Origin of the sequence: Cryobacterium soli (genome assembly GCF_003611035.1) — a bacterium.
GTDB lineage: Bacteria > Actinomycetota > Actinomycetes > Actinomycetales > Microbacteriaceae > Cryobacterium > Cryobacterium soli.
Window position 1 is genome coordinate 2,699,927 of record NZ_CP030033.1, and the last position, 26,281, is coordinate 2,726,207.

27 protein-coding genes and 1 tRNA gene are annotated in these 26,281 nt (G+C 66.6%); 13 read left to right on the forward strand and 15 right to left on the reverse strand.

Annotation, left to right across the window (positions count from 1 at the left end; genetic code table 11):
• Window positions 1–75 precede the first annotated feature (75 nt).
• The gene (locus DOE79_RS12465; RefSeq protein WP_120338766.1) at window positions 76–1,350 is read right to left on the reverse strand and encodes an MFS transporter; all 1,275 of its coding nucleotides are present in this window, start codon (window positions 1,348–1,350) and stop codon (window positions 76–78) included.
• Between the two features lie 145 nt (window positions 1,351–1,495).
• On the opposite strand from DOE79_RS12465, the gene DOE79_RS12470 reads away from it, so the two are divergent.
• Window positions 1,496–2,353, forward strand: a complete 858-nt coding sequence (locus DOE79_RS12470) for a LysR family transcriptional regulator (RefSeq protein WP_120338767.1) — start codon at window positions 1,496–1,498, stop codon at window positions 2,351–2,353.
• 112 nt (window positions 2,354–2,465) lie between these two features.
• Here DOE79_RS12470 and DOE79_RS12475 read toward each other — a convergent pair whose 3' ends face one another.
• Both DOE79_RS12475 and DOE79_RS12480 read right to left on the reverse strand, forming a co-directional pair.
• Window positions 2,466–2,726, reverse strand: coding sequence for a GlsB/YeaQ/YmgE family stress response membrane protein (locus DOE79_RS12475; RefSeq protein WP_066598486.1), 261 nt, complete (start codon window positions 2,724–2,726; stop codon window positions 2,466–2,468).
• A gap of 72 nt (window positions 2,727–2,798) precedes the next feature.
• The gene (locus tag DOE79_RS12480; RefSeq protein ID WP_120338768.1) at window positions 2,799–3,095 is read right to left on the reverse strand and encodes a hypothetical protein; all 297 of its coding nucleotides are present in this window, start codon (window positions 3,093–3,095) and stop codon (window positions 2,799–2,801) included.
• Between the two features lie 188 nt (window positions 3,096–3,283).
• On the opposite strand from DOE79_RS12480, the gene DOE79_RS12485 reads away from it, so the two are divergent.
• The 4 genes from DOE79_RS12485 (at window position 3,284) to DOE79_RS12500 (ending at window position 6,247) form a co-directional block, all read left to right on the forward strand.
• Entirely contained in the window at window positions 3,284–3,829 is a 546-nt protein-coding gene (locus DOE79_RS12485) for a MarR family winged helix-turn-helix transcriptional regulator (protein WP_120338769.1), read from the forward strand.
• A gap of 28 nt (window positions 3,830–3,857) precedes the next feature.
• The gene (locus DOE79_RS12490) at window positions 3,858–4,364 is read left to right on the forward strand and encodes a MarR family winged helix-turn-helix transcriptional regulator (protein ID WP_120338770.1); all 507 of its coding nucleotides are present in this window, start codon (window positions 3,858–3,860) and stop codon (window positions 4,362–4,364) included.
• Between the two features lie 108 nt (window positions 4,365–4,472).
• A complete protein-coding gene (locus DOE79_RS12495) occupies window positions 4,473–5,477 on the forward strand; it encodes an ATP-binding cassette domain-containing protein (protein ID WP_120338771.1) in 1,005 nt (334 codons plus the stop codon).
• On the forward strand, window positions 5,474–6,247 hold the full coding sequence (locus DOE79_RS12500; protein WP_120338772.1) for an ABC transporter permease: 774 nt from the start codon (window positions 5,474–5,476) through the stop codon (window positions 6,245–6,247). The genes DOE79_RS12495 and DOE79_RS12500 overlap by 4 nt, the downstream gene beginning before the upstream one ends.
• A 10-nt stretch (window positions 6,248–6,257) precedes the next feature.
• Here the strand turns inward: DOE79_RS12500 and DOE79_RS12505 are convergent, their stop codons facing one another.
• Together DOE79_RS12505 and DOE79_RS12510 are read right to left on the reverse strand one after the other, a co-directional pair.
• A complete protein-coding gene (locus tag DOE79_RS12505) occupies window positions 6,258–9,257 on the reverse strand; it encodes an ATP-binding protein (RefSeq protein ID WP_120338773.1) in 3,000 nt (999 codons plus the stop codon).
• A gap of 136 nt (window positions 9,258–9,393) precedes the next feature.
• Window positions 9,394–10,119, reverse strand: coding sequence for a flavin reductase family protein (locus tag DOE79_RS12510; protein WP_245976917.1), 726 nt, complete (start codon window positions 10,117–10,119; stop codon window positions 9,394–9,396).
• Window positions 10,120–10,290: 171 nt separating this feature from the next.
• On the opposite strand from DOE79_RS12510, the gene DOE79_RS12515 reads away from it, so the two are divergent.
• The 3 genes from DOE79_RS12515 (at window position 10,291) to DOE79_RS12525 (ending at window position 12,784) form a co-directional block, all read left to right on the forward strand.
• Entirely contained in the window at window positions 10,291–10,977 is a 687-nt protein-coding gene (locus DOE79_RS12515) for a response regulator transcription factor (protein ID WP_120338774.1), read from the forward strand.
• A complete protein-coding gene (locus DOE79_RS12520; protein WP_120338775.1) occupies window positions 10,974–12,080 on the forward strand; it encodes a sensor histidine kinase in 1,107 nt (368 codons plus the stop codon). The genes DOE79_RS12515 and DOE79_RS12520 overlap by 4 nt, the downstream gene beginning before the upstream one ends.
• A gap of 125 nt (window positions 12,081–12,205) precedes the next feature.
• Window positions 12,206–12,784, forward strand: coding sequence for a M15 family metallopeptidase (locus DOE79_RS12525; RefSeq protein ID WP_245976918.1), 579 nt, complete (start codon window positions 12,206–12,208; stop codon window positions 12,782–12,784).
• A 37-nt stretch (window positions 12,785–12,821) separates the two neighbouring features.
• Here DOE79_RS12525 and DOE79_RS12530 read toward each other — a convergent pair whose 3' ends face one another.
• The 9 genes from DOE79_RS12530 to DOE79_RS12570 form a co-directional block, all read right to left on the reverse strand.
• Window positions 12,822–13,817 (reverse strand): asparaginase, encoded by a 996-nt coding sequence (locus tag DOE79_RS12530; protein ID WP_220094223.1) that lies wholly within the window; start codon window positions 13,815–13,817, stop codon window positions 12,822–12,824.
• Between the two features lie 4 nt (window positions 13,818–13,821).
• Entirely contained in the window at window positions 13,822–14,334 is a 513-nt protein-coding gene (locus tag DOE79_RS12535) for a hypothetical protein (protein WP_162942736.1), read from the reverse strand.
• 123 nt (window positions 14,335–14,457) lie between these two features.
• Entirely contained in the window at window positions 14,458–15,357 is a 900-nt protein-coding gene (locus DOE79_RS12540) for a polysaccharide deacetylase family protein (RefSeq protein WP_120338778.1), read from the reverse strand.
• A 98-nt stretch (window positions 15,358–15,455) separates the two neighbouring features.
• Window positions 15,456–16,319, reverse strand: a complete 864-nt coding sequence (locus DOE79_RS12545; protein WP_120338779.1) for a hypothetical protein — start codon at window positions 16,317–16,319, stop codon at window positions 15,456–15,458.
• Window positions 16,319–17,977 (reverse strand): ABC transporter substrate-binding protein, encoded by a 1,659-nt coding sequence (locus DOE79_RS12550; RefSeq protein ID WP_162942737.1) that lies wholly within the window; start codon window positions 17,975–17,977, stop codon window positions 16,319–16,321. Before DOE79_RS12550 ends, DOE79_RS12545 begins: the two co-directional genes overlap by 1 nt.
• 32 nt (window positions 17,978–18,009) lie before the next feature.
• Window positions 18,010–18,888 (reverse strand): ABC transporter permease, encoded by an 879-nt coding sequence (locus tag DOE79_RS12555; protein WP_120338781.1) that lies wholly within the window; start codon window positions 18,886–18,888, stop codon window positions 18,010–18,012.
• A 3-nt stretch (window positions 18,889–18,891) separates the two neighbouring features.
• Window positions 18,892–19,884 (reverse strand): ABC transporter permease, encoded by a 993-nt coding sequence (locus tag DOE79_RS12560; protein WP_162942738.1) that lies wholly within the window; start codon window positions 19,882–19,884, stop codon window positions 18,892–18,894.
• A gap of 113 nt (window positions 19,885–19,997) precedes the next feature.
• On the reverse strand, window positions 19,998–20,810 hold the full coding sequence (locus DOE79_RS12565; protein WP_220094224.1) for an ABC transporter ATP-binding protein: 813 nt from the start codon (window positions 20,808–20,810) through the stop codon (window positions 19,998–20,000).
• The gene (locus DOE79_RS12570; protein ID WP_162942739.1) at window positions 20,807–21,688 is read right to left on the reverse strand and encodes an ABC transporter ATP-binding protein; all 882 of its coding nucleotides are present in this window, start codon (window positions 21,686–21,688) and stop codon (window positions 20,807–20,809) included. The genes DOE79_RS12565 and DOE79_RS12570 overlap by 4 nt, the downstream gene beginning before the upstream one ends.
• A 463-nt stretch (window positions 21,689–22,151) precedes the next feature.
• Between DOE79_RS12570 and DOE79_RS12575 the strand changes: the two genes are divergently transcribed.
• The 4 genes from DOE79_RS12575 (at window position 22,152) to DOE79_RS12590 (ending at window position 25,300) form a co-directional block, all read left to right on the forward strand.
• Window positions 22,152–22,916, forward strand: coding sequence for an SDR family NAD(P)-dependent oxidoreductase (locus DOE79_RS12575; protein ID WP_120338784.1), 765 nt, complete (start codon window positions 22,152–22,154; stop codon window positions 22,914–22,916).
• A 34-nt stretch (window positions 22,917–22,950) separates the two neighbouring features.
• Window positions 22,951–24,009 (forward strand): LacI family DNA-binding transcriptional regulator, encoded by a 1,059-nt coding sequence (locus tag DOE79_RS12580; protein ID WP_220094225.1) that lies wholly within the window; start codon window positions 22,951–22,953, stop codon window positions 24,007–24,009.
• A 145-nt stretch (window positions 24,010–24,154) separates the two neighbouring features.
• Window positions 24,155–24,511 (forward strand): hypothetical protein, encoded by a 357-nt coding sequence (locus DOE79_RS12585; protein WP_120338785.1) that lies wholly within the window; start codon window positions 24,155–24,157, stop codon window positions 24,509–24,511.
• A 48-nt stretch (window positions 24,512–24,559) separates the two neighbouring features.
• Window positions 24,560–25,300, forward strand: coding sequence for a phosphotransferase (locus DOE79_RS12590; protein WP_120338786.1), 741 nt, complete (start codon window positions 24,560–24,562; stop codon window positions 25,298–25,300).
• 104 nt (window positions 25,301–25,404) lie between these two features.
• Here the strand turns inward: DOE79_RS12590 and DOE79_RS12595 are convergent.
• Window positions 25,405–25,478: transfer RNA gene (locus DOE79_RS12595), tRNA-Gly, on the reverse strand.
• 69 nt (window positions 25,479–25,547) lie between these two features.
• On the opposite strand from DOE79_RS12595, the gene dcd reads away from it, so the two are divergent.
• On the forward strand, window positions 25,548–26,153 hold the full coding sequence (dcd, locus tag DOE79_RS12600) for a dCTP deaminase (protein WP_120338787.1): 606 nt from the start codon (window positions 25,548–25,550) through the stop codon (window positions 26,151–26,153).
• Window positions 26,154–26,281: the final 128 nt, after the last annotated feature.

Consider the following 26,281-nt stretch of genomic DNA (forward strand, 5'->3'; position numbering starts at 1 on the left):
GCGATGGCCCCGACCTGCCCCTCGATAGTAACCAGGAACCGGTATCCGGCAATGGGTGCCATGGGCGGGTTCGGGTCAGCTCCAGTGCCGGGGAGCGAGCAGGGGCAGCGCAGTGGCCAGCGCTAGGGCGATGATCACGACGGCGAAGCCGACGAGCGCGGCGGCGAGGCTCACCGTGAGAGTGGCCACCCCGATTCCCACCACGGGCAGGGTGAGGCCCACGTACCCGATCAGGAAGATACCGGCGAGCACCTCACCCCGGTTCGTCGAGGAGGCCAGTGAACCGGCCACGGCCAGGGCCGCTTTGAAGAGGATGCCCGCGCCTGCGCCGGCGACCACGCCGCCGAGCACGAAGAGGAGGACGTTGCCGGCCGCGACCACCACGGCGGCGACGCCGGCGAGGCCGAGCGTGAAGAGCACGGTTCCCACCAGGATCTGGGTGCGCGGCGTCAGGCTCCGCACGGCGACCTGGGAGAGGGCGGCGGCTGCGAAGGTGCCGAACACGACGAGCCCGGCCACGGCATGGGAGGTGATGTGAAGCCGGCCGGCGACGAAGCTCGGCGCGAGGGAGGTGAACAGTCCGAGTACCGCGAAGGCCGCGAACGCGACACCGCCGGCGAGCAGGAATCTCCCGGTGTGCTCGGGCACGCTCACCCGCTGCGGCCGGTACCGCGGCGCCACCGCCGGCCGATGGGCCGTCTCGGGCACCAGCAGGATGCCGACGAAGGCGAGGGCGAGCAGCACGAGGAACACGACATACGGGGTGACGAGAGGGTCGGGTGCGAACTGGGCGAGGAGGCCCGACCCCAGGGCGCCCACGCCGAAGCCGCCGAGGTTGGCCACGCCCGACACGATCTGCCCACGGGTGGGGTCGGCGGAGGAACGTGCGGTGAGGTGCAGGTCCACGATGTGCGCCGTTGCGGTGGCGGTCAGCATCCCGATGCCGAGGCCGGAGACGACGCGAGCCGTGATCAGCCCCGCCAGCTCGGGCCAGGCGATGAATATGACGGCCGACACGATCTCGAGCGCGAGGGCCACGAGCAGCAGCCGCCGCCGCCCGACGGTGTCGCCCAGGTGCCCCGCCAGGAAGAGGCTGACCACCACGCCGACCGCGTAGGCGGCGAAGGCGATCGTGATGGCGAACGTGGAGAAGCCGTCACGCACCTGATAGAGCGACCAGAGCGGTGTCGGCACCGTGCTGTAGGCCATCACGATCAGGAAGGCGACCGCGGCGATCCAGAAGCCGGTTCCGTGGCTGACCCGGCCGTTGCGCCTGGCGCCGGCCGGCGTTTGGCCCGAGGGCGGGGCGGCCGCCACGGCGGGGGCGGTCAAGCCGCTGGGTGTGTTCATCGGGAGGCCTTTCAGACGGAACCTAGATGCGGCATCCCTGTCGGTGCCACGTCTGATCCAAGCCTGTGTGGGTCTCAGATAGTCCTCATTTCTGGTGATGATCGGAGATAGGGTGTATCTCAAAATCAGATGACAAAGGGACACCATGGAGCTCAAGCAGCTGGAGTACTTCGTGGCCGCGGCCGAGGAGCTCAGCTTCACCCGCGCCGCACGGCGACGCCACGTGGTGCAGTCCGCGATCAGCACGCAGGTCAAGGCACTCGAGACCGAACTCGGGGTGTCGTTGTTCGACCGCTCCACCCAGAAGATCAGCCTGACCCAGGACGGCGAGCTGCTGCTGGAGCGGGCCCGCGGCATTCTGAAATCGGTCGACGAGACCCGGGAGCTGCTGGCGCCCGATCGGGCCGAGCTCCGGGGGCGCCTCACCATCGGCGTCACGCAGGGCGCCTGGCGCGGGATGGTCACCGCGCTCACGTCATATCGCGCCGCCCATCCCCACGTGCGCATCGAACTGCGCCAGGCGCCGATCATGGACCTCTTCGCCGCGGTGAGCGACGGCGCCCTCGACGTGGCGGTCGTGCCGCTGCGGCGCACCACTGAGCCGGGGTTGCTCGTGCGCCAGCTGCACAGCGAGGTACTCACGGCCGTTGTCGGGCCGATGCATCCGCTGGCCGGACGGGAGTCGGTGTCGCTGACGGAACTCGCGGAGCTCGATCTGGTGGGATTCACCTCGACCTGGGCACTGCGGGCCATGACGGACCGGGGATTCGAGCGCGCCAGGGTGGCGCCACACCTGGCCTACGAGGTGAACGATGTGAACACGGCAGCCGACATCGTGCTCAGCGGGCTGGCCGCGATGGTGCTGACCACCCACCTCGCCGACCGGTTCGAGAACCTCGTGCACGTGCCGCTGGTCGAGACCATCGAGTGGCGGGTGGGCGTCATCGCCTCGGAGCGCCGGTGCACACGGGCCGCGGCGGCTCTCATGGAGCTGCTGGCCTGACCCGCCGGAACCCGGACCGCCAGGCGCGCGAGGGAGCGGCGGTTAACTGACGCGGCACCGACCCCGGAGGGGCCGGTGCCGCGTCGTGACGTGCCCGGGTGCGAGGTGCTGCCTAGCGGCGGCGTCCGGTCAGAGCGCCGTAGATCACGAGCACGATGATCGAGCCACCGATGGCCAGGAGCCAGGTCTGCAGTGAGAAGAAGTCCTGCAGCGGTGCGTTGAAGAGCAGTCCGCCGAGGAACCCGCCGAGGAGTGCGCCGACGACGCCGAGGACGAGGGTGACGACCCAGCCGCCGCCATCCTTGCCCGGAAGGATGAGCTTGGCGATGGCGCCGGCGAGGAGGCCGAGGAGGAGGAATCCGAAGAAGCCCATGAGTATGTCTGCTTTCTGATCTTGGTGCGGTGAGGGGTGGTGCGGTGAAGGGTGGTGCGGGTAAGGAAGGGACTAGGCGGCGATGGAGTCGCGCAGGTAGACCGGGCGCGGCTCACGGCGGAAGAACGAGCGCGGCGGTACCGAGGTAGGCGCGTCGATGTGGCGAGCGAGGGCGGCCTGGGCGGCGGGGATGCTGCTGGCTTCGGCCACGATCTCTCCAGTGCCACTGCGCACCGTGAAATGGCCGTCGACGAATTCGACCATGCCCGCGTGCTCGCCGTTAGCGGCGGCGACCCACAGGTTGTGTTCGGGGGTGTACCAGGCGATGGCGGGGGCTTCCGTGCCCGATCCGGTGATACGAAGCGTCATTACTCTGCCCTTTACTGTTCTTCAGCCCGTGCTGTTTAGCTAGTCGGTCTATTAGTTCGGCTGTCTAGTAATAATTTACACGAGAGAAAAAGAAACGCAAATAACACTCAGTTCCCCCTCGATTCCCCCTCGATGTGGCACTTTCGGCCACCTGGGCGACAAGTTGTTAGATGAACTAGTATTTATAGATGGCATATTCGGTTCAGGACGCGGGAACGCATTACTGGTACTCCGACGACGCCCAGCGCGAGCGGAGTGTGGCCGTACTCGAGGCGATGAGAACGTATCGAGCGGCGGAATCCGCCATGCGCAGCCGCACCCAACGCTCTATGGGCCTGGGCGAGAACGACCTGCTGGCCCTGCGCTACCTCATCACGGCGAAGCAGGACGGCCGCTCCATCGGACCGAAGGAACTGACCGCCTACCTGGGCATCTCCAGCGCCTCGACCACCGTGCTGATCGACCGCCTCGAAAAGGCCGGGCAGGTGCGGCGCGAGCACAGCCCGTTCGACCGCCGGGCGCTGATCCTTATTCCGACCGCCACGACGGATGCCGAAATCCAGGCGGCACTGGGCGACGTGCCCGCGCGCATGGTCGAGGTGGCCAATCGGCTGGACCCCGCCCAGGCCAAGGTCGTCGTCGACTTTCTGCAGAATATGCGGGCAGCGGTGGACGAGATCGACGCTCACGTCGACACCGAGGTACCGCCTGCCCGGTCGGCATCCGCTCAGTAATAAGTCCGCTCAGTAATAAACTTGCTGAATGGAAAATGTCCCCCACCAACCGGAGGGCCTAACCGGCCCGGTTAGTGCGCCACATGCCGATGAGGTCATCGCGACCCTGTTGGACTATCGGCTGGCGGAAGAGGCAATGCGCCGCCGCACCCGCGACTCCATGCGGATGGGAACAACGGATCTCCAGGCGCTCCGGTTTCTCATCAAGGCTCAGGGCGAACAGAGAATCGTGTCCGGTCGTGACCTCGCGGATCACCTGGGTATGACCAGCGCATCCGTTACCGCGCTGCTCGACCGGCTGACGAAAAGCGGGCACGTTCAGCGCACGCCGCATCCCACCAACCGCCGGAGCAACATGGTGACCGCCACCCCGGGTTCTGACGACGAGGTGCGCCAGGCCCTGGGCTCCATGCACTCCCGGATGATCGCCGCCGCCCGCGCGCTCAGCCCCGACGACGCCGCCCTGGTGCGGGAGTTCCTCGAGTCGATGACGGCCGCCGTCGACAGCGTCGACGTGGGGAGCGCGACTACCTAGCCGGAACCGGTCAGCCCGGGCGGCCGGCGCTGACAGCGCGTGACAGCGCACGGCAGCGGCGCGACAGGACTGCAAACGCACACTGGTGTCCTACCCACAGGAGGCACCATGACCGCAGCAATCGAAGCACACGGGCTCACCAAGAGATTCGGCACCACCCAGGCCCTGGCCGGAATCGACCTCACCGTCGAACCCGGCCGGGTGCTCGGCGTCCTCGGCCCCAACGGGGCAGGAAAGACCACGGCCGTGCGCATTCTCGCGACACTGCTGAAACCAGACGCCGGCACCGTGAGGGTCGCCGGATTCGACGTCGTCTCGCACCCTGTCGACGTGCGCAGCCGCATCGGCCTGACCGGCCAGTACGCGAGCGTCGACGAAGACCTGCGCGGTGTCGAGAACCTCGTGATGATCGGCCGCCTCCTCGGGCTGTCCAGGTCGGACGCCAAAGCCCGCGCTGCCGAACTGCTCGAGGAATTCGGGCTGACCGACGCCGGAAGCCGGCTTGCCAAGACCTACTCCGGCGGCATGCGGCGCCGCCTCGACCTGGCCGCCTCGCTGATCGGGCGGCCGAGCGTCGTCTTCCTCGACGAGCCGACGACGGGTCTGGACCCAGCCAAACGCGACGATGTCTGGGAGATGGTGCGCATTCTCGTCCGCCAGGGCACGACAGTGCTCCTGACCACGCAGTACCTCGAAGAAGCGGATGCCCTCGCGAACGAGATCACTGTCATCGACCATGGCCTCGTCATCGCCCACGACACTCCTGAGGGGCTCAAGCGCCAGGTCGGCGGCCAAACCCTCGAGGTGCGTCCGGCGCACGACCGGGACCTGACCCGGGTGACCGAACTCCTCGCATCCGTCGGCACACGCGCGCCGGAATTCCCCTCGCCCAGTCTCGTGTCCGTCCCCGTGGCCGACGCTGACGCTCTCACCGCGACTGTCGCCCGGCTGCATGCCGAGAACATCGCCGTCACCGAGCTCTCCCTCCGTCTCCCGAGCCTCGACGAGGTCTTCTACTCGCTGACCGGCCACACGTCGTCAGCCCCGGCCGGGGCCGAACCGGCACCCGCGCCCGCCACCTCCGGTCTCGTCACGAAAGGCGCCGCGTCATGATGGTTCGCGACTCAGTCATCCTTGCCCAGCGCACAGTCACCAAGATGGTGCGCAATCCCGAACAGTTCCTCGACGTCTCGGTTCAGCCGATCATCATGACGGTGATCTTCGTCTTCATCTTCGGAGGCGCCATCGCCGGAACCAGCCAGGACTACCTGCAGTTCGCCCTACCGGGCATCATCGTGCAGACGATCATGACCACGGCCATGACCATCGGCGTCAATCTCAACTCCGACCTGAAAAACGGTGTCTTCGACAGGTTCCGCTCGCTTCCGATTGCGAGATCGGCACCCCTGATGGGCGCCGTGACCGGCGACATCGTGCGGCACAGCATCGCCATCGGCGTCACGCTCGTGTTCGGCGCGGCCATCGGTTTCCGCTTCCTGACCCCGTGGTACTCGGTCGCGGGGGCCATCGTGCTGATGATTCTCTTTGCGATGAGCCTGTGCTGGACCTCCGTGTTCATCGGCATGCTGGCCCGCAGTTCGGGAGCGGTCCAGGGGCTGTCCTTCCTGATCGTCTTCCCGCTCACGTTCGGGTCATCCGCCTTCGTGCCGGCAGCGACCATGCCCAGCTGGTTGCAGGGCTGGGTGGCGATCAACCCGGTCACCCACGTCACCGACGCGATGCGTGGTCTGCTGGTCGGCAACTCGATCATGACCCCGGGGACCAGCATTGGTGGCGAGGTGCTCTGGGTTCTGGCGTCCTGCGTCGTCCTCGTCGGGGTGTTCTTCCCTCTCGCCATGCGTGCCTATCGCACGAAGCTGTGACCGCTCGCTCTCACCGTGCAGCGTCGCGTCGCGGCAGTCCGGTGCCGGCGTCGACCAGCTCGCGGAGGATGTCGAGGGCCTGCCAACGGGAGGAAACCTCCGGTGAGGTGCGGTAGACACCGGCCGTCGCCGCGGCGGCCTCGATCGCGATGGCCTGCGGCTCGAGGCGGTCGTACGCTCCGATGATGGCAGCCGACAGGTCTAGCGCCCGAAGCGCCCCGGCCGCGTCCCCGCGAGCGAGGGCGAGGCTGCCCAGGCCCAGCGCTACCTGACCGATCACGGGGTGATCGAGGCTGGCGATGGCCGCCCCGGCGGCCAGGTGGACGGCGTGCTCGGCGGCATCCGCATCGCCCTCGAGCAGCAGCAGCGCGGAACGGCGCAGTTCGATCATCGCGACGACCTGACGCGGAACCGCCGGCCAGTCGGCGGTGAAAGCGTCGATGCGAGCGAGACGGGCACGCAACGGTCCGGCCTTCTGCTCGGCCACGTCGAGGTAGGCGGCCGTGGCTTCGGCGAGAACGACGGCGAGGATGTTGCCTCCCTCGAGAGAGTCGGCCAGCAACCGATCCGAGCGCTCCCTGGCTGCGGCCGGGCGCCCTTGCCGCAGCATGATCGACACGGAGAGAGCCTGCTGCTGCACAAGGTCCCCGCTCGAACTGATGCTGAACATGTTCCCCGTGGCCGTCTCGGTCAGGGCGAGCGCCTCGTCGAGCCTGCCGAGGAGGCTGAGCCACTCCGCCTGGATCTGCTGGGCGAGGGCGAGGCCCCACAGGTCGCCGTTGGCCTCGAACGCGCGCACGGCGCTCGCCGATGCCTCGCCTAGCTCCGTTATGTCGCCGCGGTTCTGCGCCGTTGCGGCTCGGATCACGTGCAGCATGGCGCACGGCCACGCACCCAACCCGAGCTCCTCGCCGCGCGGCACCGCCACCCGCAACATCCAGCTGTCCTGCCCCAGTACCGTGCTGAAGGCCGAGAGCAGCGGGAAAACGAGTTGAATCAGCTCTCCGCCCTGGGCCGGAGGCTGGCGCGCCCACGTGTCGAATGCGTTCCGCGCCTCCTCGACGAGAGTGTCCGGCAGGTCGTCCGGGCCGGTCCCCGCGCTCGCGAAAGCCCGAACGACCGGCGTGAACAGCACCAAGGCTCGGGCCTCGTCGCTGTCCACGTCCGCGGCCAGGTCCCCGATCGCACTGAACCAGCCGCGCAGCTCATCGTGCCTGTCCCGCACGACCCAGTACCAGGAGCACGCGACGACGAGCCGCACCGCCGTCGAGGACCGTCCGGCGCTCGTGGCATACCGAAGCGCCGCGATGACGTTGTCGTCCTCTGCGTCGAACCACTCGATAGCCTCGAGAATTCGTGGCCCGCGCATCAGGGCGTCGGCGGCCTGGGCCCGTTCCGCGGCGTAGTCGGCCTGTGCCTCGCGTTCGGCGGCGAGGGTTCCCGCCTCGGCGAGGCGCTCGATGCCGTATTCGCGGATGGTCTCGAGCAGACGGTACCGTCCCCGTTCCCGCTGCAGCAGTGACTTGTCCACGAGGGACTCGAAGACGGATGCGTCGGTCAGGCCGGCCCCGGAGGCAACGTCGGCCGCGTCACGCGAGTTGATCCCGGCCGGGTACACCGCGAGCCGCCCGAGCGCCGTGCGTTCGTCGGTCGAGAGCAGGCTCCAACTCCAGTCGATGAGCGCACGCAGAGTTTGATGTCGAGGCAGCACCGTGCGATAGCCGCCGGTGAGGAGGGTGAAGCGGCTGTCCAGGCCGGAGAGGATCTCCTGCATGCTCATCGTGCGCAGTTTCGCCGCGGCCAGTTCGAGGGCGAGGGGCAACCCGTCCAGCCTCACGCAGATATGTGCGGCCACGATGAGCTCGTCGTCCGTGAGTGCGGTGCCGCGCGCCGCAATGGCTCGCTGGCCAATGAGTTGGAGCGCCGCGTAGTCGCGGAGGTGAACGGGCGTTTCGTCGGATACAGCGGCATCCGCCTCGAGGTCTGCCTCGCTGGGATGCCCGAGCGGGCCGACAGTGACGAAGGCCTCCCCGGGCACTCCGAGCGGTTCGCGGCTCGTAGCGAGAATCGTGAGGCCCGGCAAGGCTCCCAGTAGCGTCTCGGCGAGTCGGGCGGCGACGTCGATGACGTGCTCGCAGTTGTCGACAACCAGCAGCACCCGGCGGCCGAGCAGTGCCTCGACGACCCGCTCCAGGGTCCCGACGGGCTCGACGGAGGCGTCGGTCGTGCGCAGCTCCCGCCCGGTGGCAGCGAGCACGGCGGCGAGCACGTCACCGGGTCCCACCGGGGCGAGCTCCACGAGCACGGACCCCCGAATCGCCCCTGCGGTCTCGACGGCCAGCCGGGTCTTGCCCGCTCCTCCGGTTCCGATGACCGTGACGAGCCTGGAGACGGCGAGCTGGCTCCGGATCGCGGCGAGTTCGCGCTCGCGCCCGATGAGAGGGGTGAGCGAGACAGGGATCAGGCGGGCGGCCTGTGCCGGATCGCCACCCGGCGCCGCGGCGTCGTTGCGAGCGGAATCCCCGGGACCGTCGGGAGTGGCGGCTGCGAGTTCGAGCGCCTTGGCCTTGTCTCGGGCGAGGTCGCGGAGGAACCAGTCGAACTCCGGCGAGGGGACCCAAGGCTCGCCCGTCCAGAGAGCGAGGGCCGCGCGCGCCGCGTGGCGGGCATCCGTTACAGAGGTCGCCGCCGCTGCCTCGGCGACGAGGTCTGCGAAACGCAGCGCGTCGACGTCTGGCCGGGCGACCCGCAGGCGATAGCCGCCCGACGTGGATTCGATCGTCGCCGGCGGAAGCTGGGCGCGGAGCCTGGAGACTATGGACTGCAGCGCCGCCCGCGTATTCTCCGGCGCGTCGCGCGACCAGACGTCTTCGCTGATGGCTCGATAGCTCACGGCAGTTCCAGCGTCGACGGCAAGCCGGAAGAGCACGGCGAGCTGCATCGCCCCGGTCACGGGAACGCTGCGTCCGTCGTGCGTGATATCCAGCCCGCCGAGCAATCGAATCAGCACGCGGTCAACTCTAGGTGCCCGGCCCGGTGCATCACGCGCGTCTTCTCGCGGTTCCGCGGGAGACCGCCACACCTGCTGGACGAGGCAGAGGGGTACGCCCGCGACTGTTCCTCAGAGGCTGGAACGGCTGATGGCGCTACCGGTACCACTCTTCGTCGACCTGCGAGAGCCGGGAGGGACGCAGCTCCTCGCCGAGTCCGTAGAAGCGCTGGAAATTCATGATCAGCGGCCGCCACAGGTCGGGGTCGATCCGGTTCTTCGTGCCGCGGAGCCGGATCGACTCGTGCACGTGCACCCGGGTCACCCGGGCCTCGAAGACGAAGGTGTCGCCATCGCCTGGGTGATCCTTCTGCAGAACCCGCGAGCTCACGATCCGGGCCTCGAGGTTGACCGGGCACTCGTCGATGCGCAACGCCCGGACGGTGTCGCCGGGGCGCGAGTGCAGCTCGGCGCTGCCTATTTTGTCGGCCTCGTGCCGATAGCCCACGGCCGCTTTGTCGGCCGGGACCGGAAACCGGCCGGTGGTGAGGGCCATTCGGTCGACGGCGTCGACCTGGTGGCTGGCCGGCAGGTTGATCACGCACTCGCCGGTGCGGAGGAGATTCTGCGCGGTGACCGACCGGCCACCCATGCCGAGCAGCGCGGTCTGGCCGAGCCAGAAGACCGACGACATCGGTGCGGTGTTCGTGGTTCCCTGCTCATCGATGGTGCTGAGGAGCACGACGGGAGTACCGAAGTACAGAATGGCGGGGTCGATGACGGTGTGCGTGGGCGCGGTGTGTGTGGGTGCGGTGTCCGTGGGTAGGGCGTCCGTAGACAGGGTGTGGTTGGGCATGGTGCCTTTCTCGGCGATCGGGCTCACCTGGTGAGTCGCTCCTTCGAGAATCGTGCAACTGGGCCCACGGCACTGGCGGGAATCCGACCTGCAGATGCGCGTGTGGCCCGTCCGCGCACCTCATGGCCTTTGCCGAACCAGCCTCAATTACCGTGCCCGCATACGCTGACAATATCCACCGGTGCTTACGATGAGGGGATGCGCGTACTGATCGTCGAAGACGAGCCCTACCTGGCCGAGGCGATCCGCGATGGTCTCCGGCTGGAGGCCATCGCCTCGGACATGGTTGGCGACGGCGATACGGCGCTCGAGTACCTGGCGGTGAACGAGTACGACGCCGTCATCCTCGATCGGGACATTCCGGGCACCCATGGCGACGACGTCGCCCGCTGGATCATCACGACCGGGCTGCCCTGCCGCATCCTGATGCTGACCGCGGCCGACCTGCTCGACGAGAAGATCCGCGGCTTCGAGATCGGCGCCGACGACTACGTCACCAAGCCGTTCGAACTGCGCGAGCTCGTCATGCGCCTGCGGGCCCTGGGCCGGCGCCCGGCCGAGGGTGCGCCTCCCGTGCAGGAGTATGCCGGGCTCAGGCTGGACACGTTTCGGCGGGAGGTGTACCGGGACGGCCGTTACGTGGCCCTCACCCGCAAGCAGTTCGCCGTGCTCGAGGTTCTCCTGGCCGCCCGAGGCGGAGTGATCAGCGCCGAAACGCTGCTCGAACGGGCCTGGGACGAGAACGCCGACCCGTTCACGAACGCCGTGCGCATCACCATCTCGTCGCTGCGCAAGCGGCTCGGCGACCCCTGGCTCATCCACACGGTCGCCGGCGTGGGCTACCGGCTCGACGTCGCGGATGCCGCCGCCCCGGAGCATCCATGAGCGCCCGGCTGCGTCTCACTCTGAGCTATGCCGGGTTCCTGCTTGTGGCGGGCATCGCCCTGATGGCGCTGGTGTTCTACATCCTCCGGTTCGTGCCCGACGGCAACATCGACACTGGCGGGCCGTTCGTGCCCAATCGCGGCGACCTGGTCGCCGCGCTCTGGCCGCGCACCTGGCAGGTGCTCCTTGTGCTCCTGGTGATCGGGTTCGGCGGCGGCTGGTTTCTGGCCGGCCGGATGTTGCGCCCGCTGCAGCAGATCAACGGGGTCGCCCGACGGGTCGCCGCCGGCTCGTTCGACGACCGGGTGCACCTGGGCGGCCCGCACGACGAGTTCCATGAACTTGCCGACACGTTCGACTCGATGCTCGACCGGCTGCAGGCCTCATTCGACGACCAGCGCCGGTTCGCCGCGAACGCCGCGCACGAGCTGCGCACCCCCTACGCGATCGAACGGTCGATGCTGGATGTCGCGCTGGCCGACCCGGCCGGCCTGGACATCGAGAAGCTGCTGCGCCGGCTGGACGAGACGAACCGGCGCGGTATCGAGGTGGTGGAGGCCCTGCTGTCGCTGGCGACCATCGACGAAGGCCGGGCGATCACCCGCAGCCCGCTCGACATGGCCGAGATCGCGGGCGACGTGATCCGGGAACTCCGCCCATTGGCCGACGAGGCCGGGGTCACCGTGACGAGTGAGCTCGGCGAGGGCGACTTCGACGGCAGCGGCACGCTCGTACGCCAGGTGACGGCGAACCTGATCCTCAACGGGATCCGCCACAACACGGTGCCGCCCGGCTGGCTCGAGGTGCGCACCGAGACCGTGGCGGACGGGTCCGTGCAGCTCACGGTGAGCAACTCCGGCCCGGTCGTGGCCGCCGAGCTGCTCGGCAGCCTCACCGAGCCCTTCGTTCGTGGGGTCGCCCGCGTCGGCACGCGCTCGGCCGGCCCGGGCCGCGTGCCGGTGGGCAGCGGGCTCGGCCTCGCCCTTGTCGCCCGGGTGGTCGACGTGCACGACGCGGTGCTCGACATCGCAGCGCGCCCCGCCGGCGGACTCACCGTGACGGTGCGGTTCCCCGGACCCACTGCCTCGAACGCCGGGGAGTGACCGGCGCGGCTGTGCAGCTCTGCTGACCGGCGGTGTATCGGGAGCGTATGCGCTTCTCGCAACGCTGCGGCAACGGCCGCCCTGTTGGACTGATGTCTCCGATCAGTTACGAAGGAGACCCATCCGTGTCGAAGACGAAAAAACTCGCGATTCTGAGCCTGGTGCTGGTCGGCGCCCTGGCGGCCGCTGGAACGTTTCTGGCGACAACGCCCCGTGACGGCGCATCCGCCGGTGGGGAGTTGTGGACCGCTGACCCCCACGTCATGGGTGCCGCAGACGGCCTGATCGAGGAGGGAGAGGCGGTGTCGCCCTTCGCCGACGATCTGCCGGCGATCGCCAACCTCAACCCCGAGCTGCGCGCGGCCATGCAGAACGCCGCCCGTGACGCCATTGCCGACGACATCGACTTCGTCGTCACCAGCGGTTGGCGGAGCGCCGCCTATCAACAGTCCCTGCTCGACGCCGCTGTGATCGAGTACGGCAGCCTCGAGGCGGCGGGGGAGTTCGTGCTCTCCCCCGAGCAGTCCAGGCACGTCACCGGCGAGGCCGTCGACATCGGCCGAACGGATGCAGACAGCTGGCTGAGTCAGCACGGAGCCGATTACGGGCTCTGTCAGATCTACGCCAACGAGATGTGGCACTTCGAGCTCGCGACGGAGCCGGGCGGGGACTGCCCCGCGCAGCTGCAGAACGCCGCCGGGTAGCAGACGGGGTCGTTGGGAAGCGCATGACGAGCGCCGCTCAGGTGCGTGCCGAAAATTCTCTCCGGATGGCGGTCTGATCGGCTCCAGAAGCGATGAGCATGGTCAGCAGTACACGGGCTTTGAGCGGATGCAACGACCCGGCAGAAATGAGACCCGCTTGTAGGAGTTCTGTTTCGCTGCCTGGGAAGGCATACGTGCGCGAGAGCACGGTCCCTGCGCCGGTGCGGGAGGCCAGGACGACGGGGATGCGTTGCACCAGCTCACGCATGACAGGCATTCCCTCTGAGCGAAGATGCCCGCCTCCGAAGGCCTCTATCACCACCCCTTCGTAACCCCAGTCAGGAAGGGCCTCCACATAGGACATCCCGTCCCCGAGTACGGCCGTCACGAGTGCGATCCGCGGTATGGAACGCACAGGGGCATTGATTCCGAGGCGTCGGAGGGTTGAGGTGTGAAAGCGGGGCTCACCTTCATCGACCGTGCCGATGGGGCCCGTGCGCCAGGACCGAAAGGCAGAAATCGACGAGGTGTGCGTCTTGATCACGTCGCGCGCTGTGTGGATCTCATCGTTCAGCACGACAAGAACACCCCGGTCGCGGGCGGAGGGGTTCGCCGCAACCTGTACGGCGGCGAGCAGATTCGCGGGGCCGTCTGACCCGGCAAGTGAGGGGTTGCGCATAGCTCCGGTGACTGCGATCGGTTCGGGCCGGTCCCACAGGAGGTCGAGCGCGTATGACGTCTCCTCGATCGTGTCCGTTCCTTGTGTTATCACCACTCCGGACGCACCTGCTTCCACCGCCTTGAGACAGGTGGCGATGAGCGCGGTCAGATCTGGGAAATCGAGCTCGACGGACGGTTTCTGCGCTTGCTGTACGCATGTGATGTCGGCGTGATCGCCCACCCCGGGCACACTCGCTACAAGGTCTTCCACTGTGAGAGTCGGCACTGCACCCTTCAAGTGTGCGTCCGGCACACTAGCGATGGTTCCCCCAGTGGCGACCAATGCGATCGTGGGCCGATTTTGTGTCTTCACTGATCTACCTTCGGCTGTCAGCGCGCGGCGCCGACCTGGTCATTACATCTTTGAGCGATTTGAGCATTTCGGTTTCGGTTCCAGTAGAGAGTGATTCGCTGAAGGTGAACTGCACGGATCCGCGTCCAGGCAGGGCGGAGATGGGCGACGCACGGATGCGCCCGTCGATGAACTCCACCGCGACCGGCCCTCGCTCGGTGTGAGCGAGAGCCGACGCGGAAATCAGCGATCCGTGGCGTGCCGAGATGATGGCGGCGAACCACCAGGCGAATGCCTCCCAGTGCACGCCCGACGGGAGGGAGGTCGTGAATGTGCCCGCCTGGGCGTCCCCGTGATCGTGGTCGTTGGTGCAAGCCGCCTCGAGCGGAGCCGAGTCGTGCGGCAGAGCGAAGAGCGCTCGGAACGCCTCGACGGCGGACGGGACGCCGGTGACGATCCTGCTCCCGCCGGTCGGCGACGCGACCAGGAGTGCGGTGCCTGCAAGTGTGACTGAGATGCGCCCAGCACGCTCAGACACAACAGGATGGAGAATCGCCACAAGTCGCAGCAGGGACTCTGCACGTTCGGACTTGCCGTTCGGAACCCCCATCGCATACCAGTCGACCGTGGGCCGTACTCCGCACGCACCGCACATCTCCGGTCAGTACTCGCGCGGTCGGTCGGTTTGGTCGAAGGGAAAGCGTGTCCGGAAATCGGTCGCGATCTCGTCCATGGTGACGAATTTGACGCCCTCATGTTGACCGATGTACTCGATCAGCCGCTCGAGCATGAGCAGAACCTGTGGACGACCCGCCACGTCCGGGTGGATAGTGATGGGGAATGTTGCATAGTCGAGTTCGCGGTAGACCCAGTCGAACTGGTCGCGCCACATCTGCTCAATGTCGCGCGGGTTCACGAAGCCGTGGCTGTTGGGACTCGACTTGATGAACATCATGGGAGGCAGGTCGTCGACATACCAGTTCGCTGCGATCTCGACCAGGTCGACCGGCTTTCCGTGCTGGAGCGGAACCATCCACTCGTTGGGGTGCTTCGAATAGTCGATCGGCGTCCACGAGTCGCCGACGATCGAGTAGTACGGCACGAAGTCCTTGTGCTGCTGGCTGTGGTCGTAGGAGAAACCGAACTTCTTGAGCAGTCTCGGGGTGTACTCGCTGAGCTCCCACCACGGTGCGACATAGCCTTTCGGAGGCTGTGACGTCAGCGCCGTGATGAGCTCGACGGACTTCTCCATGACCGCGTCCTCCTGGGCTTCGGTCATCGCGACGGGGTTCTCGTGGCTGTAGCCGTGTGCCCCGATCTCGTGACCGGCGTCGAAGATCATCCGTGCCTGGTCAGGGAACGTTTCGAGGGAGTGCCCGGGGATGAACCAGGTCGTCTTGATGTTCTTGCGCTCGAAGAGCGTCAGGAGCCGAGGCACGCCGACCTGGCCGGCGAAGATGCCGCGCTGGATGTCTGACGGGGAATCGGCGCCGCCATACGAGCCCAGCCAGCCGGCTACCGCGTCGACGTCCACACCGAAGGAGACGAATATTTCTTTCACAGTGCTAGTTCCTTTTCTGGCCGCCCGCACGGCCGATCGTTGGTTGACTTGCGGGCCGGGCCCCGTGGGCGCTGACGCGCCACACGGGGTGGGGTCACCTAAACCTGCTGCTCGTGCCCCGGGGCGGTTGAGTACGCGCCCCAGGGTTCGGTCCTGGGGCGGTCTGCTTCGAATGGAGTGACGTCGAGATACTCCGTCACTCTCTCGAGGCCTCCCGGCCGGTGACCGAAGTCGGTGCGGTACGGCTCAAGCGCGTGATGGATCATCAGGCTTCCCCACTGGGTGCCGAAGGGGCCGTGCAAGGTCCCCGCCGGGTTGGCGTGGTAGCTCGAGGTGCCTGCATTGCCGCGCTCCACCATGAAGAAGTCGCCGTCGAGATAGATCATTTCTTCCCAGGTGTTGTGAAACTCGACCTCGTCAGAAACGAAGCCCGGCAGAAAGAGTAGGAGATTGAGAAATCCCACCGGGGAGGTCCCGGCGTTCTCAGTGCTTCCCTGCCGAAGACGTTTCACGGCGACGCCTCGGTTGCCGACGATTTCCCACGGCAGCTCGCGGCTTGCGGCGATGAAGACGCGTCCGCCGGGGTAACAGTCTTCCGTGGCGAATTGCTCGTTGACGAAGAGGAGGAATGAGGCTCCTTCGACGCTCGTCAGTGAGAGAGAGCCGGCTTCGTGGGGAATGCCGACAAACCCGCCGACGGAAACCTGGGCGCTGTCAGTGCTCAGGCTTCCGCCCGTCACGAAGATCTCGGCGACACCGGGGCCCGCAACGGCGCCAGTCCAGCCCGCCGGAACGCTCAGTGCCCACGTCCGGCTCAGCCGGTCATCCGATTCGCTGAGGAGGCGACTTTGTGCACCATCGAAGGTGCCCCAGGCATCCGTCGGATACGGCATCCACGCTTGGTCATCGATGCTGTGCCATCGGACGGCATCGCGAGATCGCGTGGTGGAGGAGGACTCCATCAGTCGGCATCCGTGAACGACGCCTGCGAGAGATCCACGCCGCCGTCGGTACGCCACGTCCAGCCGGTCAGATCGCTCGCGAAAGCGACTGTCGGACCCACGCCGGCGATCGGGATGTTGGGGGCGTCCTGCATCCAGATGACCTCAGCCTCGTTCCAGGCGCGTGCCGCTGCCTCCGACGTCACATCGCCGGCGGCGTACCCGCGCTCGAGGGCGTCTGTGAACGGCTGGCTGGTCCAGCCGGTGTCGGTGCTGCCGGGGTTGTTCACCCACTGCAGAACGTACGGCGGCGAGAGGTTCCAGGGCGCACCCCAGCCGATGTAGGCCTCTCCCTGTTGCTTGTCCTGCTTCTCAGAGACCTGCGCCGGGGTGAGCTCTTCGATGGAGAGCGCGAAGCCTGCGTCGCTGGCGGTGTCGCGAAGGATCACGGCGATGTCCGAGGCGATCGGATCGGCGTTACTGATGGTCAGCGTCACCGGAACCGGCGTGGTGATGCCGGCGGCGGTCAGGAGAGCCTTGGCCGCAGCGGGGTCGTAGTCAGGCTTCGGAAGGCCCTCGTCGGTGTAACCGGTCACGTCGGGATTGAGGAAGCCGAACTGCCGCTCGGCCTGACCGGAGTAGACATCCTTGATGATGCGCTCGTAGTCGACCGCGTGGGACAGGGCCTGGCGTACTTCCACCTTGTCGAACGGGGCTTTGGTCACGACCAGGGTGAGGAAGAGTCGCTGGTTCGTGGCGATGGCGGGGATGAAGACCGCGGGGTTGTCCGCGAGAGAGGCCATGTCGGATGGTCGAAGGGCGACCGCGACATCAGCGTCGCCCGAACGCACCGCGTTCAGCCGGTTGCCGACTTCGGGTACGACGCGTCGTACGATGCGATCGATCGCGGGGGCCCCGCCGACGTGGTCTTCGTTCGCAACGAGCACGGTTTCTGCACCGTCGGTGAGACTCTCGATTTCGTACGGACCGAATCCGTAGTTGTCGTAGCTCGTGGCGGCCCACTTGACCGCATAGGGGTCTTCAGCCGTGGCCTGCTCCTGCAGGAAGGTGGAGTCGTAGACGATTCCCATCGGAAGCGCCAAGGAGCCGAGCAGTGTCAGGCCGTCCGACGCCCGCGGGATCGTGATCGCGACCGTGGAGTCGTCGACCTTGGTCACCTGGTCCGCGCTGGTCAGTCCCGCAGTCGCGAGGAGACCTGCTGAGATGCCGACAGTGTTCTCGTCGAACTTGCGCTGGAACGACCAGACGACGTCATCGGCGGTCAGCGGGTTGCCTGCCTGGCTGACCACCCCGTCAGCGAGATGGAAGGTGTACGTGAGACCGTCCTCGCTGACATCGTAGGTCTCGGCCAGGTAGCCGGCGAAGTTGGAGATGTCCTGCTTGATGACGCCCTCATCCTCGCCCTCCACGTAGTCCATCCGAACGAGCGTGCCGTTCAGGAGCGTCTGAAGATCGATGTAATCCTCACTGTTCACATACCCGGAGTCCCAACTGATCTGGGTCGCCTGGCTGGGCATCACCATGATGGCGGTGTCCCCGGTTGCCGCGTCGTTTCGGGGTGCGCCGCTGCATCCGGCAAGCAGCACGCCTGCAGTCGTGAGGACGCCCACGATCGCGCCCAAGCGACCAAGTCGGGTCTTCTTGTGTGTTCGATTCACTGGGTGTTTCCTTTCAATTGTTAGGTGAGAATTCAGGCTCGGGGTCGTCCGAAGACGGTGTTCGCGGCCGCGGAGAAAGCGGAGACGGTCGCCGCGAGTGCGGCGGCGGGGAAGGCTGCGGACCACCACTGGCCGGCGAGTGCGTCGCTGGCGCCGCTGGCGATCATCCCGCCCCACTCCGGCGTGGGCGGCGGCATGCCCGCGCCGATGAACCCCAGTCCGGCGGTGAGGATGATGCTGATCGCGAAGATGACGGACGAGTTCTGCAACGCCGGCCAGGCGGCGTTGGGCAGGACGTGCCGGATAGTGAGAGCGAACTCGCTCTCACCCGCCATCCGGCCGGCATCGACGAAAGCCTCGCGGCGGATGCGCAGGACCTCAGTGCGTGTGAGCCTGGTCTGTCCGGCGCAGAGGACCACTGACATGAAGGTGACGAGCGTTGTCGCGTTCGCCCCGAACATCGCCACCACCACAAGACCGAGCACGACCGCGGGGATGGACTCCATGAGGTCGATGAGGCGCGCCAGGCCCCGCCCGACCCACGCCCGTAGGCCGCGCGATGACTCGCTCATGCCGATCACGAGACCGAGGGCGATCCCGATGACGGTCGCGAACAGGGCGGTGAGCAGGGCAATCGGTAGATCGACCTGAAAGGCGGCTATCGTGCGGGAGAAGACGTCCAGACCCGCGGAATCGGTGCCGAACCAGTTCGTGGCACTGGGCGGCTGTGACGCGCTTCCCGCGCCACGTTCGGGATCGAACGGCGTGATGAGCCGGGCGAATACCGCGATGAGCAGAACGACGGCCAGGGGCACGAGCATCGGCCAGTGGTGGCGGTACTGGGAGGCGGCCGACCGGAAACGGGCCGACGCCGCGTTGCGTTGCGGCACAGTGGGTGCTGTCGTGGTCATGGGTCAGTCCTCCTTTTCCGCGCCGGGCCGGCGGCGGGGGTCGATGATCATGTTCAGGACGTCGATAACGAGGAAGACGACGAGAACGAGCGCGGCGGCCACGAGCAGGAATCCCTGGAGGGCGGGGTAGTCGCTGCCAGCCACGGCAGTGGAGGCGTAGGAGCCGAGTCCGACGAATCCGAAGAGCTGCTCGATGATGATGGCGCCGCCGATCAGGCCGGCGAAGATCGAGCCGGCGATCGTCACCGCGGACGGAATCGCTCGGCGATACACGCTCAGGTACACGGTGAATCGGCTCGCGCCTGTCGCGATGCGGAAGAGGGTCGACGGTGAGTCGATCGACTTGCGCAGACCCGTGATGAGGAGGTTGGTCATGATCGGCGCTTGGGACAGGGCGAGGACCGCGATAGGCAGAACAAGATGTGCGGCCATGTCCCCGGTCGCGTCCCAGTAGCCCTGCAGCATCGTGTCGAGGAACGGGAAGCCGGTGACCGTGTTGGGCTGGGCCAGTCCTGGACTCAGTCGCCCCATCGGTGCAGGCAGGACGCGCAAGGTCGCGTAGAGGAAGATCAGCCCGAGTACCGCGAGAACGAAGTCGGGGATCGCGCCCGCGGCGCGGGAGTATGCGGTCATGATGCGCGCGACGATGCTCTTCGGACGCACAACGGCTAGCAGAGAGGCGATCACGCTCACCAGAATGCAGGCAACCATTCCCAGGGCCGCGAGCTCGACGGTGGCGGGGATACGTACGGCGAGCTCCCCGCTGACCGGACGCAACGAGACCAAGGACGTACCGAGGTCGAGTGCCAGGAGTCCCTGAAGGTAGGTCAAGAACTGTTCGGGGATGCTTCCGCTGAGGCCGAGCGATTCCTGGAGCCTGTTGTAGTCCTCCCGGGTGAACGGTTGATCACCGAGGATGGCCGCCACCGGGTCGCCCGGCATCAACCTGAGCAGTCCGAACGCCAGAACGGCGAAGACAAGCAGGTGGACGGGCATGACGGCTATCCGGGTGATCCACCAGCGATTGTTTGAGAACGCGGCGTTCACCCTGTGCCCCAGCGTGGGACGGGGACGATCGTCGATAACCTGCAATGCAGGACTCATAGTGCTCATGCGCTGTGCTCCGTGATGACGTTCTGGCCGCCATAGGCGGCGAGTAGGGAAGCGGTGTAGTGGTGCACGGGACGGTGAAGAACCTGTGCCACCGGACCGTCTTCGACGATTTCTCCCCGGAGCATCACCTTCACGTTGTGAGAAACGAATGCGGTCGCGGGTAGCCCGTGCGAGACGAAGACCAGAGCTGAACCTCGCTCAAGGCAGATTCTCTTCAGGTGGTTCAGCACAACGGCCTGCACCGACACGTCCAGGGCCGAGACGACCTCGTCGCAGATCAGCACGTCGGGCTGAGTGATGAGGCCGCGTGCCAGGGCCATCCGTTGTCGTTGGCCGCCCGAGACCTGGTGCGGCAGCCTATCGGCGAGCTCCACCGGCAGGCCGAGCGTTGACACGATGTCGTCCACAGCCTCAGAGGCCACCGAGCGCGACCAGCCGAGCAGGTTGCGGGCGGGCCTGGCGAGGGATTCTCGCAGCGTGTGGCGGGGGTCGAAGGATGATGTCGTATCCTGGCCGACGAACTGAACGGTCTTGCGCATCTCCAGCCGGCTCTCCTGCTGCCGCAGCGCGCCCGAGAGTTCGATGTCGTTATAGAAGACGGCGCCGGTCGTCGGCCTCGCCAGACCGCTGAGCATCCGGGCCAGCGTGGACTTACCCGAGCCGGATTCACCGACGATGCCGGTCATCGAACCGCGTGAGAAGGTGATGTCGGTGGGTTTCACGGCAACGTGCTTCGTGATCGTGCCGAAAGACTTGGACACTCCTTCGGCCCGGATCACGGCCGGCTGCACTGCGTCGGATTCGTTCACAGTTCGACCTCTTCCCGAGTCATCATGAATGTGGCTAGCGTGGGGAGGAATTCGTCCTCTGCGTTGCCCAGGGTGGGGACGCAGTGGAGCAGGCCCTTGGTATAGGGGTGCTGAGCGTTCGTGCTGAGGTTCGCCGTCGTTCCGGCCTCGACGATCTCGCCCTGGTACATGACGGCGACCTGGTCGACATAGCGCATGCAGAGTTCCAGATCGTGCGTGACCATCAGCAGCGACACACCTGTCTCCTCGGCAAGCTCGACAAGCAGGTCCATCGTGGCGCGGGCGAGGCTCGCGTCGAGGGCGCTGGTGGGCTCGTCGGCAATGAGCAGACGCGGCTTGCTGGCCAGGGCGAGCGCGATCATCACGCGTTGCCGCATGCCGCCCGACAGCTCGTACGGGCGGGCCGCGACGACTCGCTTCAGGTCGGTGAGCCCCACCCGCCTCAACCACTCGTCGGCCCGGGTGCGAGCCGCGCGGCGGCTGCAACCCTCGGCCGTTCGGATGATCGCGGTGAGCTGACTGCCGATGGTCCACACGGGATCGAGCGACGTCATCGCATCCTGGAAGACGACCGCAATTCCCGGGGTGGCGTGTGGAAGCATGCCCGACTGGGCCGGCTTGGAGGTGACGCCCTGAAACGTGATGGTTCCCTCGACGAGATCGAGGTCGCCCTCCCTCAAGAAGCCGGCGATGGCCATTGCGAGGGTGGACTTGCCCGAACCTGATTCGCCGACCAGCGCCACCCGCTGCCCTGTGGACACCGTGAGAGAGGCCGTCTTCAGCGCCTGCGTTCCGTTGCGATAGCGGACGCTGAGGCGGTCGACTCGGAGAAGAGTCGTTTCTCCGGGCGAGTCCGCTCCGGTGTGTCGTGTCGACATAACCATCCCTGTTTCCTCCTTGATTGGAACGGCGCGCCATCGACGCGTGCTCACAGCTGCAATCACGCAATCGATTGCAATGGAGACAGCTAAACGCCTGCATGTTTCGGCGTCAAGTTAAATATGTGACTTGCGTGTTACGTCTTCACGGTGGCCCGAGCGTGTCGTGTGCGCTCACCGTCACCGGCAATCGCCCAGATGATTCCAAGCGAAAATGTAACTTCAGGCCCGCTGACACAGCCGCGATGCCGGTCGTGGCCTGCTCGGCAGCCAGCCCGGGTGTTCGGTCGTCAGCCGCCGGCATCGGGTGATCTCGCGCCGAGCGGGAGCGTCTTTTGACCTCCAATCGGCCGTGTCTTCACAATCGTTTGCAATTGCCATAAGATCCCTCTAGAGGCGCTACGTGATGCTCACGGTTTGTGAACGGGGGCGTCCAAGCGAGACGGAAAAGGGACTCAGGACTATGACGAATAGCGCATATGGCAACTGCCTTGCCGGGCGAACTGCCCTGGTGACAGGAGCGGCCAGCGGGATCGGGCGTGGGATCGCTGAGCACATGGTTGCTGCCGGTGCCCGCGTTGTTCTCGCGGACCGTGACCCGAAGGTCACGGATGTGGCCCTGTCGATCTCGGGCGAGACGGGTAACGCGTTCGGAGTCGTTTTTGATGCGCGAAACGAGGAGAGCATCGAGGCCGCGGTGGCGCAGGCGCAGGCTCTGCTCGGACGGATCGACACCCTGGTCACATCACACGGGATCCTCAACGAGCACACTCTCGACGGCATGCCCTTGTCGCAGTGGAATGAGGTTCTGCAGGTGGACCTCACGAGCGTCTTCTTGCTCACTCGCGCAGTGCTACCCGGGATGCTCGACCGAGGTGATGGCCGCATCATCAACGTCGCGTCACAGCTGGGCCAAAAGGGCGGCGCGGGCATGAGCCACTATGCAGCCGCCAAGGCAGGGGTGATCGCGATGACGAAGTCGCTTGCCCAGGAGGTGTCGTCGCGCGGCGTGCTCGCAAATTGCATTGCTCCGGGGCCGATCGACACACCCATGGTCGCCGGCATCAGCGAAGACTGGAAAGTCGCCAAACGGGCGGAACTGCCGCTCGGGCGGTTCGGGCAGATCGACGAGGTCGCGCCGACCGCCGTGATGCTGGCCTCTTCCCCCTTCGGCGACATCTATGTCGGGCAGACCCTGGGTCCCAACAGTGGCGACGTGATGCTGTGATGCTCTGTGCGGTTGTCGTTTCTACCCAGGGGAAGTGATCGACCTCGTGCCGGCGAAAGGTTCGTCCTTGGGGCCGATCGCGGTCGAGAAATTCACGTCAGGGGTCAAAACGCCGGTGACGCTTCGAACGATCGCCGAGATGGCTGGCGTCCATCCCTCGACCGTCTCGCGAGCTCTCCGATCAGACGCCGCACCAAACGAAACGAACCGTCGTATCGCCCAGCTCGCCGATGCGCTCGAGTATCGCCCCGATGTCGCCGCGGCGAGTCTTCGTACACGACGGTCGGATGCGGTCGGCGTGCTGGTTCACCGGCTCACGGACGTCGTACAGGCCATCCTTTTCGAAGCCATTGAGTCCACACTGACCGAGCATGGGTATCAGGCGATCGTGGCGAATACCTACGACGACCCGGGCGAGCAGCGTCGGCGGGTCGAACTGCTGCAGAGCCGCAGAGTCGACGGACTGATCCTTGCCGACGCTCATCTCGACGCCCGCTATGTCGACTGGGTGGCGTCGCGGGGCATCCCGTTCGTCTTGGTAAACCGGCACGCGGGCGGATATCCGGCGGTCACCTTGGACGACTACGAAGGCGGCCGGCTGGTGGGGAACCATCTGAGCGATTTGGGGCATCGCCAGGTGGCGATCCTTCGTGGGATCGAGCACTCGAGCGCGTCTTCCGAGCGGGTGAGAGGCTGCCTTGACGCACTGGCTGCTCGGGGAATAGCCGTGCCACCCGACGCGATCGAAGCGACGACCCTGAGCGCATCAACCGGGCGCGATGCCGTGCACCGGGTCCTCGAGCGTCATCCTGGAGTCAGTGCTGTGTTCGCGGTGAACGACTTCGACGCACTTGGCGCGATGATCGGTCTGCGTGAACTCGGTCGCGAACCTGGCATCGATGTTGCCGTCGTGGGTTTCAACGATGTGCCCGTGGCCGAGGCGGCCCGCCTGACTACCGTTCGAAGTCCGCACAACGTGATGGGCGCTGCGGCGACGACGATGTTGCTCGACGTCATGCAGGGCAAGACTGTGGAGAGCGTGCGGCTGGCGCCGGAACTCATCGTTCGCGCCACGAGCTGCCCGCCCGCCTAGTTCGGCCGCGGGCGCGAACATCGCGTCTGGTCTCCCGCCCGCAGCCGCCCTCTCAATGTGGGCGCTGTCCAATGCCCCGCGCAGCTGCGGGACGCCGCCGGGTAGCCGCCTGCTTAAGGAAGGTCGCCTGCTAGCGTCGGGGAGCATGTTGCCTGAGCACTGGATCGAACACCGCCGCGAGGATCGCGAACCCGTGGGCTGGATCGTGCCCGAGGGTGACGGCTTCCTCCCGGTGGACCGGCTGGGTCGCTGGGTGACGGCCGAACCGGTCGACTGGCTGGAGGCCGAGGAGATTCTGGAGGAACTGGGAATCGGCTTCCTCGCCGACCGGTACCTGCTGCGGCTGCCGGACGGCACCGAACGCCCCGTGCGCATCAGCGAAGCCAGCGGTGACGGGATCACCGTCGTGGCCGACGAGTACGGTGCCGCCTCCGCGGTGGGCGCCAACAGCGACCGCTACCGGCTCCCCTTTCCCGCACCGGACACGCTCCGCCCAGAGTGAGACGGTTCCCGCCGCGACGCGGGCAGGGCAGTCGCGTAGCCTGAACGGATGACCCCTGAGCCTTCGACCACCGTTCTGGCCGGCGGCAACATGAACGAGGTCCACCGCGACGGCGGCACCGTGCTGCGCACCGGCGGTCCGTGGACCCCGACCGTGCACGCCTACCTCGACTACCTCGCCATGGCGGGTGTCGACTGGGCGCCGAGGCCCCTCGGTGTCGAGGGCGACCGCGAGCGGTTGACCTTCATCGACGGCGACGTTCCGGTCTACCCGCTGCCCGACTGGGTGTGGGCGGAGAGCGTGCTCACGGAGGGCGCCCAGTTCCTCCGCCAGCTGCACGACGCGAGCATCGGCTTCGCCTTGGACTACCGCATCTGGCAGTCGCGCACCAAGGTGCCCAGCGAGGTGATCTGCCACAACGACTTCGCCCCGCACAACCTCGCGTTCACGGATGGCCGTCTCATTGGCGCGATCGATTTCGACATGTGTTCACCAGGCCCGCGCCTCTGGGACATCGCGTACTTCGCCACGAGGGCGGTGCCGCTCACTGGGGTGACCCCGCCGAACGCTCCCGGCATGGAGGACGCCCGGCGGCGCACCCAGCTGATCCTCGACGCCTACGGGTCGGATGCGTCATGGGCGGATGTGCTGCGAGTCGCGATCATCCGCCTGCACGACCTGGCCGACATGTCGAGGCTGAAGGCCGACGAGCTGGGCAAGCCGCACCTGTTGGACGAGGCCGAGGGTTACGCTCGCGACGCCGCGTTCCTGCGTGCCTGGAACGGCTGAGTCCGCGCCGCGAACTGCGCGGCACTGAAAACAATGAGTAAATAGCGGATCGACACAAAAAACCCCCTCCGACACGAAGGTAGAAGGGGCTTGCATCCCAGCGATGGAGCGGATGACGGGAATCGAACCCGCGCTATCAGCTTGGGAAGCTGAAGTTCTACCATTGAACTACATCCGCGCGTCCAGGCTGCCGAAGCCGCATGGAACCGTGCCAGCCTATCAAGACTTGCGCCTATAGGCTGGCAGCGTGCTTCTCTCGGATCGTGACATCAAGGCCCAGATCGACGCGGAACGTATTGCGCTTACGCCGTACGACCCGGAGATGATCCAGCCGTCGAGTATCGACGTGCGGCTGGACCGGTTCTTCCGGTTGTTCGACAACCACAAGTACCCGTTCATCGACCCGGCCGAAGACCAGCCCGAACTCACCCGGTTGATCGAGGCCAAGGGCGACGAACCGTTCATCCTGCACCCGGGCGAATTCGTGCTCGGCGCCACCTTCGAGTCCGTCACCTTGCCCGACGACGTGGCGGCCCGCCTCGAGGGCAAGAGCTCGCTGGGCCGGTTGGGCCTGCTCACCCATTCCACCGCCGGGTTCATCGACCCGGGCTTCACCGGGCACGTCACCCTGGAGCTCAGCAACGTGGCCACCCTGCCGATCAAGCTCTGGCCCGGCATGAAGATCGGCCAGCTCTGCTTCTTCCAGCTCAGCTCGCCGGCCGAGAAGCCCTATGGCTCGGCCTCCTACCTCTCCCGGTATCAGGGCCAGCGCGGCCCCACCGCATCCCGCTCGCACCTCAACTTTCACCGCACCGACACGACCGCAACGGATGCCGGCAGCCTCGGCGCCTGAACCCTCGCCACCCCGCTCGCGAACTGAGAAAAAAGCCCCTTCGGGGGGCATTTTTTGGGGCTCTTGTCTCGGTTCGCGGGGACTGGAACACCCAGTTCACATGCACGTTACGTGCGCCCGGTAAAATC